Here is a 12,959-nt window from a genome sequence, read left to right as displayed (position 1 = left end):
TGGCGCCTGGAACACCGGGTTAGCGATATCGCTCGATGATCTCGAACAACTGACGGCACGATTTAGCCATGTACGGTTCTGGTGCTGTGGCAACCCCGAGCAAAAGGCCGGATGAGTTCTCTGCAGGAGTGGCGAACCACGCTGACAAAGGCGACGGTGCCATGCCAAAGGTCATCGCTTCGCGAACGATTTGCACGTCAGGCATGCTGTCGGGGAGTTTGAGAAGTACCGCCAAGCCTGCCGTAACCCATTCGGCATCACGCCCTCGTAGCTGCTCGCATAAGGTGTCTCGCTGGGCAGAATATAATCGCTTGAGCCGACGGACGCGCCGAATGTAGTGACCGTCGTGCATGAATTGAGCCGTGGCCAGTTGAATGACAGGTGTGGGCGCGGGGGCAAGGGTTGCGGCTACCTCAGAGAACGTCGTAATCAGTTCGATTGGTGCCACAACAAATCCTAGGCGCAACCCCGGGCTAACAGTCTTGCTGAAAGAGCCTATGTGGATAACCCGTTTACTCTCGTCCAAAGACGCTAAGGCAGGGGCCGCCCGGCCTTCTAATTGGAGCTCGCTGAGGTAGTCATCTTCGATGATCCAGGCGTCATTCGAGACCGCCCATTCAAGTAATTGAAGCCGTCGCCTCAAAGACAAAGTCGAGCCCAAGGGCGCCTGTTGACCTGGCGTCAGGACGGCTAACGCGGCATCCGCAGCGTGCTCAATACCGTAGCTTACGTTGAGACCTTCTGCATCTACAGGAATCGGAATGATGTTTAAACGTGCGAGCTCTAATCCCTTCCGGGTAAGAAAGAATCCGGGCTCTTCCATCCAAACCTTCTTACCGTCTAAACCTAACACTCGCAGCGCAAGCCCTAAGCCAGAACTGTATCCCGAAGTGATAAAAACTTGCTCGGGGAAGCAATGGAGATTTCTGGCGATGGAGAGGTAGCCCGCGATCTCTCGGCGCAGCTCAATCTCCCCCCTAGGATCGGGATAGACCAATGACGAGAAAGATCCGGTCTTTAACAGATTGGACGAGCGAGCGCGTGCGAAAAGTTGTTCTGGTAGGCCTTCAAACGCTGGAATGCCGAGTTGAAAGATCGCCGGCCCAGAGTTCATCCACTCATAAGCTTTCATAAAAGCCCCAGGCTCCGGTACTTCCGGCTGAGCCATCGCTGTAGGGGAGCGTGGTGCCACGCGTGTGCCCTTGGCTCCGAATGTTTCGATCATTTGGGCGTCAGATAACCGCTCATATGCTGCTTGAACTGTACCGCGCGCCACGCCGAGGTGCGCGGCGAGGTCCTGCCACGAAGGTAATCGAGTGCCTGGTGCGAGCAAGCCTGACTCTATTGCCTTGCTGATACTCATACGAATTTGTTCTGAAAGGGAAAGCTTTGCTGTCCGATCAAGCTGAATCTGCAGATCTGAATTCATATTCTTGGTACACACAAAGGTGGGGGATCTTGGTTCTACAATTCATACCATCGACGGTACAAGATGCAAAGACCAAACGGAGCCACCCGATATGATGACTCGCCCGATTTTGACCGCATTTTGTGTAACAGTTGCAATCTTCTCCAGCGCTGGCTCTTACGCCCATGGTCCTGGCGAAATCGTGAAACCGAATTTTGAACAAGCAATTCCCAATTTACCGGGTAAATCGCTTGTGGCTGTAGAAGTTGAATATGCCCCTGGCGCAGGCTCGTTACCTCACATGCACGCGAAGTCCGCGTTCATTTACGCGTACGTGGTATCGGGCTCAGTCGAATCAAAGGTCAATGACGGTGAAATACACGTGTATCGCGCTGGTGAGAGTTGGTCAGAAGCTCCCGGTGCTAGCCATTCTATAAGTCGGAATGCGAGCAAAACCAAACCTGCAAAGTTATTGGCGGTATTTGTCGTTAATAGCACTGACAAAGAACTGACGACGCCAGTCAAGTAAACATCCTTTCGGAGTAAGAAAGGGCATATAGTCCCATCATGAGTAGATCGTCTGGGTTTATTTCAAAAACGTTCGGCAGTAGTTTTGGTTGTGTCTTGCAAAGCAGTCAGTAGGCGGATGTGCCTGCGAGTTCAACTTGGCGATGGAGCTATTTATAGTCGACCCCGATAAGTTGTGTGGCCTGCTTTAAACTTAAAATGTAATCATCTTCGGAGGCTTCGAGCTATATAGGGCGAATACTCCGCGTAGTTCAAGGTATGCCAGTGCACTGCTTGCGCAGGTGAAATGTTTGCAACGGGCATTAGTAAATAAAAGGACAAGATCGCTGCCGGTTTTGGTAATTCTATATGCCGACTGCAAGCGACTCATTTGTCCAGTGACCACCAGAAGAGGAGGAAAATGCAGCCCAATAACGCGAGGGCAACCAGGTACGCATAGAGCTATCGCGCTCTTGTACCTCAATTCATCCTTTTGACTATAGGAACCATCATGACCAATGCTGTCATTGAATGTATCGAGAGTCGCAGCGCCGCTAAGTATTACGATCCTACCGCCACTTTGAGTGATGACCAGATTCGCGAATTGGTGCGAATCGGCACCAGCGCACCGACATCTTTCCACATACAGAACTGGCGTTTCATCGCGGTGCGTTCGTCGGAAGCCAAAGCTCGGTTGAGCCCGATTGCTTGGAGTCAGCCTCCGATTACAGAGGCTGCCGTTACCTTCATCATCTGCGGTCAATTAGCTGACTCCAGCGTAATACCAGAGCGCCTAGCACCGTTGGTTGAGGCTGGCGTCATGCCCGCGGCGATGGTGTCGGATTGGGAACTCCCTGCACGCGATTTGTATTTAGAGCATCCGCAACGCCAACGCGACGAGGCAGTGCGCACGGCGACCTTCGGTGCGTCAGCAATTATCTATGCCGCCCGTTCGCTAGGCCTGGGTTCGACGCCGATGATCGGTTTCGACGCCGAAGGGGTAGCCCGCGAGTTCGGACTGGCTGAAAACGAAGTGCCGGTCATGTTATTGGCCATAGGCGCTGAGCGCCCAGGAAACTGGGCGCAGAAGCCGCGCCGTCCACTGGCTGAAGTGTTGGATCTTGTTTAATTATCAGTGAAACCAGTAACTTTCGGAGATAACTATGCCTAGATGTGCAGTTCTAATGCCGGAACAAGTGCCAACTGATTCGAAACCGACTCTCGATGCGTTCACCAAGAACATCGGGTTCACTCCAAATATGATGGCTACCTTCGCGCAGAGCCCAATCGCGTTCAACGCATGGGCGACGCTGCTCGGGTCTTTGAGCAAAGCGCTCGACGTGAAGACGCGTGACAGCATCGGCCTCGCGGTCTCTGAAGCGAATGGCTGCAACTATTGCCTGACGGTTCACAGCTTTACGGCCGAGCATATGGCCAAGCTGCCGGCCGATGAAGTGATTCTTGCTCGCAAGGGGCAGGCCACGGACCCGAAGCGCAACGCTGCCCTTCAGTTTGCGCACAAAGTAATCGAGACTCGCGGCAAGGTCAGTGATGCCGATCTGAAAGCCGTCCGCGACGCCGGCTACACCGATGCGAATGTCATGGAGATCATCGCGTTGGTAGCGATGTACTCCCTGACAAATTTTTTCAATAACGTGTTCGATCCCGAGAAAGACTTTCCTGCCGTAACGCCGGCGGGTTCGATCTGACCTCTATCCAGTCGCATCGACCCTGTCCGAGGATGCTTGGAGGATTGTTGTGATGCTGGCATGACGATAAGGCCCAGATGCGCTCAGGAAATAGGAAAGATTCTTGGGGGCGCGTCTGGGCTATTCGTATGTGTCGACAATCGGCGTTGAAGCGGATCACTATTTTCAGGGCTAAAGCATGAACAAGTCGCAGAAGGTTGTTGTTGTCACCGGTGCGTCGCAAGGCATCGGCGCCGAAGTCGTAAAGGCATTCCGAAAGCTCGATTACCGCATCGTGGCAACCTCACGTTCGATCAAGTCGTCGGACGACGAGAACATCCTGAACATTGCTGGTGACATCGGCGACCCCACGACGGCCCAACGTGTCATTTGCGAAGGCGTCGAACGATTTGGCCGGATCGATACGCTGGTGAACAACGCCGGCATCTATATCGGAAAGCCTTTCACCGAACATACTACCGAAGACTACGCCGCCGTGATGAATGTAAACATGGCGGGGTTCTATTACATCACGCAACTCGCGATCGCCGAGATGGAAAAGCATTCGAGTGGCCACGTGGTGAGCGTCACGGCCAGCATAGGCGATGCTGCAATCAGCGGGATCTATTCGGTATTGGCGGCTTTGACGAAGGGTGGCATCAACGCTGCCACAAAGTCACTGGCGATCGAGTATGCGAAGAAGGGCATTCGCGTGAACGCCGTCGCTCCGGGGAACATAAAGACACCGATGCATGCACCTGGAATTTACGAAGCGCTGGGAGCTTTCAACCCTGTCGGACGCTTGGGTGAAACAAGCGATATCGCCGACGCCATCGTCTTTCTCGATTCTTCGCCGTTCATCACTGGAGAGATCCTGCACGTTGACGGCGGACAAAGTGCTGGCCGCTGAGATAAGCCACCAGATAACCAGCAGCTTAAGGAAAATACGATGCCTAGAAGTGCAGCTTTAACGCCGGACCAGGTGCCGGTCGATTCAAAATCGACTCTCGATGCATTCACAACGAATCTCGGGTTCACACCCAATATGCTCGCCACCTTCGCGCAGAGCCCGATCGCATTTAACGCATGGGCTACTTGGCGCGCTTCCTTGAATAGGGCCCTAGACCTGAAGACGCGTGAAATCATCAGTCTCGCTGTATCCGAAGTGAATGGCTGCGACTATTGCCTTGCCGTTCATAGTTATACGGCCAATATGGCCAAGCTCCCGGCCGATGAAATCATTCTTGCGCGGAAGGGGCATGCAACCGACCTGAAGCGCGACGCCGCCGTCCAGTTTGCGCGCAAAGTCATCGAGGTTCGGGGACATGTCAGCGACACGGATCTGAAAACCGTCCGCAACGCAGGCTACACGGATGCAACCATCGCAGAGATTGTTGCGTTGGTAGCCGTGTACTCCCTGACGAACTTTTTCAATAACGTGTTCGATCCAGAGAAAGATTATCCCGCTGTTCCGCCGGCTGGCTCGATCTGAATACTGCCGAGCTTGGGAGCAACAAAGTGACACTTGATCACCCGATTTTCACACGTTGGCCTGCGCAGTACCCTGGTCGGTTGCAACTCTTTTCGCTGCCGACGCCCAATGGGGTGAAGGTCGGCATCATGCTTGAGGAAACTGGTCTCGAGTACGAGGCGCATCGAGGTCAGTTTCGAGACCCAGGACCAGATGTCACCTGAGTTTCTGTCCCTGAACCCCAACAACAAAATCCCCGCGATCATCGATCCCAATGGCCCGAGCGGTCAGCCGCTGGCGTTGTTCGAGTCCGGCGCGATTCTGATTTACCTGGCGGAAAAAACCAGCCAGTTGCTCTCCGAAGACCCGGCCACCCGCTACGAAACCCTTCAGTGGCTGATGTTTCAGATGGCGGGCATCGGCCCGATGTTCGGCCAAGTCGGGTTCTTCAATAAATTCGCCGGCAAGGAATACGAAGATAAACGCCCGCGCGATCGCTACGCCGCCGAGTCTCGGCGTTTGCTGGGCGTGCTGGAAAAACACCTGCTGGGCCGCACCTGGATCATGGGCGACGAATACAGCATCGCGGACATCGCCACGTTCCCGTGGATTCGCAACTTGATTGGCTTCTACGAGTCCGGCGACCTGGTGGGCATCGACCGTTTTCTTCATGTTCAAGCATGGTTCAACCGTAGCCTCGAGCGTCCAGCGGTGCAACGCGGGCTCGTAGTGACAGCAACTAATTGAGGATAAATTTATGAAGATAGTCTTGATCGGTTTCGTAAAACCTATGGGATCGTTTACATGAACATCCTCCATATTGATTGCAGCTCGCGTCCAGAATCGCAAAGCCGCCAGCTTTCAGCGTCCATCGTCAATAAGCTCCTTGAAATTGTGCCCGGCGCACGAATTACCCGACGAGACTTTGCAGATTCCCCCTTGCCGCACGCTTCGGCTGACTACGCGATCGCCCTGTCAACGCCGGCTACATTGGCAGCCCCGCCGCGGGGTTCGCTGGAGCTTTCCGAGGTACTTATCCAGGAAGTCGAGGCAGCGGATGTGATTGTTATCGGAACGCCCATGAACAACTTAACCGTTCCGTCGGTGCTCAAGGCATGGATCGACCAAATTCTTCGTGCCGGTCGCACGTTCAAGTCGACGCCGGCCGGGAAGGTGGGAATGCTCCAGGATCGTCCGGTGTTTATAGGTATCGCTTCCGGTGGCGTTTTTACCGGCGATCGAGCCAATCAACCAGATTTTCTCATTCCGTATCTGTCGGTGGTGCTGGACTGCGTTGGGCTGAAAACCCTGCAATTTCTCTCCGTGCAGGCGACCGCGTTTCTCGATCGAGACCAAGCCACATTAGCAAGGGACGAAGCGTTGGCAACAATCGACTTCACGGTCATGCAAGAGGTTAGATGTTCATGATTGAAATCACGGCTGACATGGAGGTGATCATCAAGCAGGCAATATTGTCGTCTGTTGTGACATTCAACGAAAATGGAACACCCAATGTTTCGCTGAAGGCCTCTTTGACAGTCGTGAGTGGTGGGCTCTACTTCATTGATATCGCTTCGCCGCAGACGATATTGAATTTGAGGCTCAATCCTGCTGTAGAAATTAATGTGATCGACATCACCCAAAGGCGCGGTTATCGATTCAAGGGCAGGGCGTTGATACTTCTGTCAAACGAAGACGAGTTTTTAGTGATCGCGAACTGGGTTCGAGCGGCGAATGGCCCGGAGCACCCGGTCCATCACGTTATCAAGATCGAAGCGACTTCGATTACTCCGTTGCTATCTCCAGCTCGTGTCTATGGCCAGTCCTCCTCAAAGTCCAAATGAGATCTGGAGTACCTACTTCAAAAAGTACAGTGTGAAACCAATCACAGACTAGGCGCAGTGCTGAATTAAACCGCGTTGCCATCAAGTCAGGCCGAGAGGACGTCCGCCACAGGTAGGAGATACGTAAAGGTTGCTGGACTTGCACCGTGCAAGACTTGTGGTCATCGGGTTGGTCCGTTTCGTTGCCCCTCTTTTTGGCTTTCGAATTGGCGCCGAGCGGATCGTCTGCACAGATCATTTCGATTATCAGTTGGAGGTGTTCGACCACCTCTTCATACACGCTCCCATGAAGGACCGTGGCGGCCAACTAAATTTCTGGAGCACTCTATGCAATCAATTGAGATTAAAGCCATTGATAACAACGATTTTGATATCTGGCTTCCGCTATGGCAAAGCTATCAGCGATTTTACGAAGTAGATATCCCTGAAGCTGTGACGCTCAATACTTGGGCGCGCTTCTTGGACCCAGTGGAGCCTATGTTCGCGGCGCTTGCCATGGTGGGTAAACAAGCATCAGGCGTAGTGCATTCGATCTACCATCGATCTGCTTGGGCAATGAGCGACCACTGTTATCTCCAAGACTTGTTTGTCGCGGACTACGCACGTGGTAACGGTATTGGCCGGGCGTTGATCGAGTATGTCTATGCGGATGCTAAGCGTCGCGGGGCGTCTCGTGTGCACTGGCTTACACAGGAATCCAACCACGATGCGATGCAGCTTTACAACCGTATCGCCGATCGTTCCAGTTTCATTCAGTACCGAAAATTAATAGTCTAACGCGCTTGTGCAGGTTAGTACTCAGGGCTCGTTCGGTTGCAACAGTATTCTCTATGACGCAGGGTGTGCATCGGTATGGCTGCTGATCCATACCGTTTCCGCAGGCTTCATCAAGCTGTTCGACGCCAACCCCGCGATCGGTTTCCTGGCGCGGACAAAGAAGTACGTCGACTCCCTGGCCAACGGTCAAGTGCTCGCACCAGCATGTGCATTGAGCAGATGCAGCATGCGATCTACAATACCTACACCGAAGCGAAACTCCCCGATTACGACACTTGCATCGAGCAAATGCAGAGCATTGTGAAGGTTTTTGACGCGTCACGAAGTCAGGCCCGTCTAAACGCAAAAACGACCTAACAACCGATTCAAATCTGCGGCCAACGGGCCTAAATGCCGACTGTCCGCACTGGATCGGTCAGCCAGCAGCATCGTTGAGTACCCGTTGAGTATTTTCTGATTTGCGGGTGATGTTCGAGTTTTCAAGGCGACATCCATCCATAAACCTATTTAAAAAAACAGTTGGGTGTCAACAAACCAGACCAAAAGGATTTTGATCCTGATTGATCGTATTGGTCACTCAACCATTGTAGGAGGTGGTCATGGCGGCTTCGCCAGCAGCTGCATGGATTGGCCACCGAGTTTCCAGAACAGCAACTGATCCTTGATTTGATCCAGCTTGGCAAATACGAGTTCAGGCGATCCGGAGTCGTCAGTACTTTGCAGGCATCCGCTACTGGCACACCATCGGCCATTAGCGCGATTTCCAGATTGCCTTTGGGCCTTGGCGCAGTGCACGTTTGCCTGGCTACTTTATTTGTTCCAGCAAATGAGTTGACAGGGCAGCATTGCATTGTGCTAAAGACAATTCACAATGGTGTTTCGGCTGAAAATTGTGGAGCAAGATTTCATCTATTGAGGAATTGATTTTGGATCGTCTGTCTAGTTTGATGTCTCGCTTTGGCGTTCGCGCGAACCTGTTCTACAACGACAAACTTTGTGGGGTTCAGGATTATGGTGGTTTTGATCAGCGTGGTCATATCCACCTGCTGAAGTCAGGTACGGTGACGGTGCAAGGCGTCGACAAACGCGATATGGTTCTTACCCAGCCCAGCTTGATATTCTTACCTCGCTCGCGTCAACATCGATTGTTTGCTGATGAATCCGAGGGCGCTTGGCTCCTCTGCGCTACCATGGATTTTGAAGGTGGAATTGATAATCCGCTGTCATCCTCGCTGCCGGATATGCTTGTTTTGCCTTTGAACGAATTACCATTGCTGGCTACGACACTTACATGGATGTTCGAAGAGGCAGCCGAAGGACACTGTGGTAAGGAAGCCGTGATCAATCGGCTGTTCGAGTTGCTGATTATATTGTTATTCCGGCATCTGCTTGATCAGAATCAGTTGCAAACCGGGTTGATGGCTGGATTAGCAGACCCTCGACTTGCGCATTCTTTGGTAAGTGTCCATGACGCACCTCATCACCCTTGGTCAATAGCGGAGATGGCTGAAGAATCTAACATGTCACGCTCTGCCTACGCGGCGCATTTCCGAACCATCGTAGGGCAAACACCCGCAGAATATTTATTGAGCTGGCGTGTGAGTCTGGCTCAGAAGCTATTACGAGAAGGCCGAGCTATCAATTTGATTGCTGCAGATGTGGGGTATGACAGCCCGTCGGCTCTGTCACGAGCATTTCGCAGAAAAACAGGAGTCAGTCCCCGTGAATGGATTAAAGGTGCAAACGGTATATGAGGGGCAAGGGTAAAAATTTTTCTGATAAGTAGCAACGGTCTATGAACCTGCACAAACAATGGCCTGAGTACGATTCGCACTCAGGCCATTGAAACGGTCATCAATCAATTAGAACGGGACTCAAGCTCAACTAGCGAATGCCCTGCCACGAAAATCGAGGCGGCTAACAAACCAATGTCTTTGAGCAGAAATTGACCTGGAGCAATAGTGATGGCTGGGAAACCAAGTCCAGGTTCGAACACGCCCGGAGTTGAAAACATAAAGCTTACAGTCGTGACAAATAAACCAGCAGATAGAGCACCTCCGAGGATAGAAAGCTTCGGAGAAACGAAACGACCCAGTATCAGTGCCCCGATGGACACCTCAAGAATACCCAGCAAGCCGGAAAAGATGTCGACACTGAAAATCTTATATACCCACCCGAGGAGTGGGCTGTTTCCAACCAATGGAACTAAACCTTGCGCTTCATAGTGGGTAAATTTCATACCCCCGAACCAGAAGTAGATCACGGCAAGAGCGATATAAACACCAAAAATTCCTAGGTTCATTGTGGTGACACCCAATGTCCGTTTCTGAGTATTGCCATCCAATGTGTAATTTGCAGCAGTCAGAGTTTTCATGAGATTGAATTCCAAATATTGGTAACGGATTTTGCATGACGTCAGCCTGGGGTTGCTTGTTTCTGACTGTCCGTATGTCGTTTTAAAATCCAACGAGGTTAGCGCGTTGGGGTGCAGAGATTGTTACCTTTAAGTGGAAATCAATGTGCTCCAAACGTGCAGAATTTGGTGCAGATCGTCTCGAACATGTCTTTTTAGCCATTTCATGCTCGACCGGTGTTTGATTGGCCACGAGCCTCTGGAATTTGGTACAAAGCTTGGAAAAGGTGTCTCCTGTTACCTAAGGGATCATTTGATCAACGAGGCGCAAGGCGGCTTCAATGATCGATTGTTTCCCGATGAGGACCTTGAGCTGCTTGGTTGTCGAACAACTCGATGGCCCTTGCTGATATTTGGCGTTGGAAACCTTGGCAACTTTTCCCTCTCGTTCGCGGCGCGAACCAGGCGAACCAGGCGCACCTTTTCTCCCTTGCTTCTGGTGAAGCAAACCCGCGCAGTAATGTGCAACCGCAATAAGATGCTAGAACGCTTTCAGTTGTTGAGTTCCAATGTCCCTAATCGACCGGCTCAGCCACCTCCTAAAAATGATCACTATCGCTGGCCAGTTGGAGTTCCGTTGCACATACGGGGCACCTAGGCGTGTAGACATAGTGCAGTCCGCAGCTCATGAAATTCTTTACCACATCGTGCTCAAAGGGCGTGTCGCACGGGACGGCGCACGTGTTGCACGATGGCCGCGGACATGAGCCAAAACCCACCTGCAATCACCGGGGCTCGGGAGGCGCTCAGTGAGAATGATGGCGGTGACGAGCACTTGGATATGTTGTGCAGACGATTTTTAATCGAGTCCCGCATGGGCGGCTCATTCACAATTACCTACCCAGAATTTAACGTGCGCGCCGTTGATGATCTAGACGAAGAGAGCGTTGGGTCGGCTTCGATTCACCTGGCCAGCTTTATCGGGCTGATGCGTATGGAATGTAGCGGCTACTGTTTGCCCCATCGGGATGCCCTCACTTCCTAGTGTCGAGTTTACTGCCCACGTGGCCCGTCCGCGATGCTCAGCCATCACCCCTTCAGCAAAGCCTTACGTGTGCAGGTGATCCGTCGATCGACGCTACCATGAGAACTGCAACACCCAGTTCCAAGAGCGCCAAGTCAGCAGCATTCGCTGTTGACTCAAAGGAGATACCAGCAAAAATATGATCAACCTGCTGATGGGCAAATTCCAGCCAGATCCCGAGAATCCCAAAAGCGGAATTGGTGTGGAGGTGAGTATCTGATCGCCCCATCTGCGTGGTTCAAAAGCATTGAGGATGGAGAAGAGGTTGTGGTGCTCGGCATGTGTAAAACTAGCACCGCGCCTCTGGTTGCGACGCTGCGAGAAGGTCGCTTTAAGACATTTACCAAACGTCATTTTAGCTTGAACATGATACTCAAGACACAGATCACCAAAGTTTAAGGAATGTAGTTGAGAGCGCACCAACCTCTGTATCTCCCCATGACGCTAGAGGGGCGACTCTCCGCGCCCACATGATTCGTTGTGAGTGCTAGCAGAAAATCTGGACGCCGCCGACGACTTACTCGAACATCAGAGTGTGATCAACAATCGCTTTGATGAGGACTCGGGCACAGACGTTTGATCAATAGCTGAAGACGCTTCGGAAGTAGAACAATGAACAGCGGGACGATCGTAACCGTCTGGCCGGCAACCAGTCCTGACGACCTTCAGAATTAGCAAAAATAGTATCCATCATTTTTTAATAGACACTGTCTTGGATGCCGCTGCCTCAGCCCGTCGACGCGGTCTCCGTTCCAACTTCCCGACAGAGTTCAAACGCAAGTTAAACTGAACTGACACCGCCAATCGAACCGACACCTCGCGTCGTCTCTCAGTGCAAGCCGTTGCATGAACACCTGCCAGGCGAAAACCATGTCCACCAGCCTGAGTCGCAATGCTAGGGTTGCGGCGGAAGCTTCGCTATTTGGGGGGGGGATGTGTCTGAGGTGCTGGAGTACGTCCCCGCGCGATTTAAGGTGATTCTCCATGCGGGTCCGAAGGCGGTTTTCCGCTGTTGCGAGCACATCGCCCGAGTACCAGCACCGACTCGCCCGATAGCCAGAGACTTTACTGGCCCTGGGGTACTGGTCCGTGTGCTGGTCTCCAAGTTTGTCGGCCATTTGCCACTGTATCGACAATCCGAGATCTACGCCCGTGAGGGCGTGGATCTGGAGCGCTCAACTTTGGCTGACTGGAAAGGCAAGAGCAGTCAATTGCTCACGCAGCTATTCAACGCCCTTGAGCGTCATGTCATGAGCGGCTTTAAAGTCCATGCCGACGACACGCCGATTGGTGTATTTTGCGCCGGACAATGGCAAAACCAAAACGGCTCGCTTGTTGGCATGGTGCCTGACGACCGACCTGCCAGTTAGCGACGCCAGCGGTTGTATGGATTGCATATTCGCCAGATCGCAAAGGTCAGTATTCCTGCGCACATATCAAAAACTTCATAGGGATCTCGCAAGCTCTGTATGCCGCGGGCACCATTCATGAAGGTGCCTGTTGGGCGCACGCTCGACACAAATTTAGGATGTCTAAAAAGTTCAGGCCTCACCGCTCGCCGCCGAGGTGTTGCTATGGATTGCGGCTCCGTATGTCATCGAAAGCGAGATTCGCGGACCTCCACCCGATCAGAGAAAGGCAGTTCGGCAAAGCCGCAGTTAGAACAACTACACGCGTGGCTTAACCCGACGCTGACTTAACTGTCGAAAAGTAGGCACTAGGCGGTGCGATTCTTTATGCCCTGACCAAGCCACTCAAGTAAACATTGTGTTTGAACACGCATGCTGAAACACCGCAAGAAGGTGATATAGCATGATATCGGAGCGT

11 protein-coding genes and 3 pseudogenes are annotated in these 12,959 nt (G+C 52.4%); 12 read left to right on the top strand and 2 right to left on the bottom strand.

Annotation, left to right across the window (positions count from 1 at the left end; translation table 11 throughout):
- Positions 1-19: 19 nt before the first annotated feature.
- The gene (gene pdxR, locus B7L09_RS07965) at positions 20-1,429 is read right to left on the bottom strand and encodes a MocR-like pyridoxine biosynthesis transcription factor PdxR (protein ID WP_042932261.1); all 1,410 of its coding nucleotides are present in this window, start codon (positions 1,427-1,429) and stop codon (positions 20-22) included.
- Between the two features lie 91 nt (positions 1,430-1,520).
- On the opposite strand from pdxR, the gene B7L09_RS07960 reads away from it, so the two are divergent.
- The 11 genes and pseudogenes from B7L09_RS07960 (at position 1,521) to B7L09_RS07910 (ending at position 9,449) form a co-directional block, all read left to right on the top strand.
- On the top strand, positions 1,521-1,937 hold the full coding sequence (locus B7L09_RS07960) for a cupin domain-containing protein (protein WP_010461538.1): 417 nt from the start codon (positions 1,521-1,523) through the stop codon (positions 1,935-1,937).
- A gap of 489 nt (positions 1,938-2,426) precedes the next feature.
- Positions 2,427-3,044, top strand: a complete 618-nt coding sequence (locus tag B7L09_RS07955) for a nitroreductase family protein (protein ID WP_010461537.1) — start codon at positions 2,427-2,429, stop codon at positions 3,042-3,044.
- Between the two features lie 55 nt (positions 3,045-3,099).
- A complete protein-coding gene (locus tag B7L09_RS07950; protein WP_010461536.1) occupies positions 3,100-3,624 on the top strand; it encodes a carboxymuconolactone decarboxylase family protein in 525 nt (174 codons plus the stop codon).
- Between the two features lie 178 nt (positions 3,625-3,802).
- On the top strand, positions 3,803-4,513 hold the full coding sequence (locus tag B7L09_RS07945) for an SDR family NAD(P)-dependent oxidoreductase (RefSeq protein WP_010461535.1): 711 nt from the start codon (positions 3,803-3,805) through the stop codon (positions 4,511-4,513).
- Positions 4,514-4,552: 39 nt separating this feature from the next.
- The gene (locus tag B7L09_RS07940; RefSeq protein WP_010461534.1) at positions 4,553-5,095 is read left to right on the top strand and encodes a carboxymuconolactone decarboxylase family protein; all 543 of its coding nucleotides are present in this window, start codon (positions 4,553-4,555) and stop codon (positions 5,093-5,095) included.
- A gap of 26 nt (positions 5,096-5,121) precedes the next feature.
- Positions 5,122-5,821 (top strand): annotated as a pseudogene (locus B7L09_RS07935) (glutathione binding-like protein).
- Positions 5,822-5,878: 57 nt separating this feature from the next.
- Complete coding sequence (locus B7L09_RS07930; RefSeq protein WP_010461517.1) at positions 5,879-6,502, top strand: FMN-dependent NADH-azoreductase; 624 nt, start codon at positions 5,879-5,881, stop codon at positions 6,500-6,502.
- Positions 6,499-6,918, top strand: coding sequence for a pyridoxamine 5'-phosphate oxidase family protein (locus B7L09_RS07925; RefSeq protein ID WP_010461515.1), 420 nt, complete (start codon positions 6,499-6,501; stop codon positions 6,916-6,918). Before B7L09_RS07930 ends, B7L09_RS07925 begins: the two co-directional genes overlap by 4 nt.
- Before the next feature lie 327 nt (positions 6,919-7,245).
- A complete protein-coding gene (locus B7L09_RS07920; protein ID WP_010461513.1) occupies positions 7,246-7,695 on the top strand; it encodes a GNAT family N-acetyltransferase in 450 nt (149 codons plus the stop codon).
- Positions 7,696-7,765: 70 nt separating this feature from the next.
- Positions 7,766-7,956: pseudogene (locus B7L09_RS32325) on the top strand (hypothetical protein); the annotation flags it as partial.
- A 665-nt stretch (positions 7,957-8,621) separates the two neighbouring features.
- A complete protein-coding gene (locus B7L09_RS07910) occupies positions 8,622-9,449 on the top strand; it encodes a helix-turn-helix transcriptional regulator (protein ID WP_042932257.1) in 828 nt (275 codons plus the stop codon).
- A 104-nt stretch (positions 9,450-9,553) separates the two neighbouring features.
- On the opposite strand, the gene B7L09_RS07905 is transcribed toward B7L09_RS07910, so the two are convergent.
- Positions 9,554-10,069 (bottom strand): YkgB family protein, encoded by a 516-nt coding sequence (locus B7L09_RS07905; RefSeq protein WP_010461510.1) that lies wholly within the window; start codon positions 10,067-10,069, stop codon positions 9,554-9,556.
- Positions 10,070-11,929: 1,860 nt separating this feature from the next.
- Between B7L09_RS07905 and tnpC the strand changes: the two are divergent.
- Positions 11,930-12,829 (top strand): annotated as a pseudogene (gene tnpC / locus B7L09_RS07895) (IS66 family transposase); the annotation flags it as partial.
- Positions 12,830-12,959: the final 130 nt, after the last annotated feature.

The sequence above is a fragment of the Pseudomonas mandelii genome, from assembly GCF_002251635.1.
GTDB classification, from domain to species: Bacteria; Pseudomonadota; Gammaproteobacteria; order Pseudomonadales; family Pseudomonadaceae; genus Aquipseudomonas; species Aquipseudomonas mandelii_B.
This window is presented reverse-complemented; position numbering and strand designations above follow the sequence as displayed.

Bases quoted from the DNA above. Each gene is read 5' to 3' on its own strand.
- pdxR (WP_042932261.1), bottom strand. From the start codon at position 1,429: ATGAATTCAGATCTGCAGATTCAGCTTGATCGGACAGCAAAGCTTTCC.
- B7L09_RS07960 (WP_010461538.1), top strand. From the start codon at position 1,521: ATGATGACTCGCCCGATTTTGACCGCATTTTGTGTAACAGTTGCAATC.
- B7L09_RS07955 (WP_010461537.1), top strand. From the start codon at position 2,427: ATGACCAATGCTGTCATTGAATGTATCGAGAGTCGCAGCGCCGCTAAG.
- B7L09_RS07950 (WP_010461536.1), top strand. From the start codon at position 3,100: ATGCCGGAACAAGTGCCAACTGATTCGAAACCGACTCTCGATGCGTTC.
- B7L09_RS07945 (WP_010461535.1), top strand. From the start codon at position 3,803: ATGAACAAGTCGCAGAAGGTTGTTGTTGTCACCGGTGCGTCGCAAGGC.
- B7L09_RS07940 (WP_010461534.1), top strand. From the start codon at position 4,553: ATGCCTAGAAGTGCAGCTTTAACGCCGGACCAGGTGCCGGTCGATTCA.
- B7L09_RS07930 (WP_010461517.1), top strand. From the start codon at position 5,879: ATGAACATCCTCCATATTGATTGCAGCTCGCGTCCAGAATCGCAAAGC.
- B7L09_RS07925 (WP_010461515.1), top strand. From the start codon at position 6,499: ATGATTGAAATCACGGCTGACATGGAGGTGATCATCAAGCAGGCAATA.
- B7L09_RS07920 (WP_010461513.1), top strand. From the start codon at position 7,246: ATGCAATCAATTGAGATTAAAGCCATTGATAACAACGATTTTGATATC.
- B7L09_RS07905 (WP_010461510.1), bottom strand. From the start codon at position 10,069: ATGAAAACTCTGACTGCTGCAAATTACACATTGGATGGCAATACTCAG.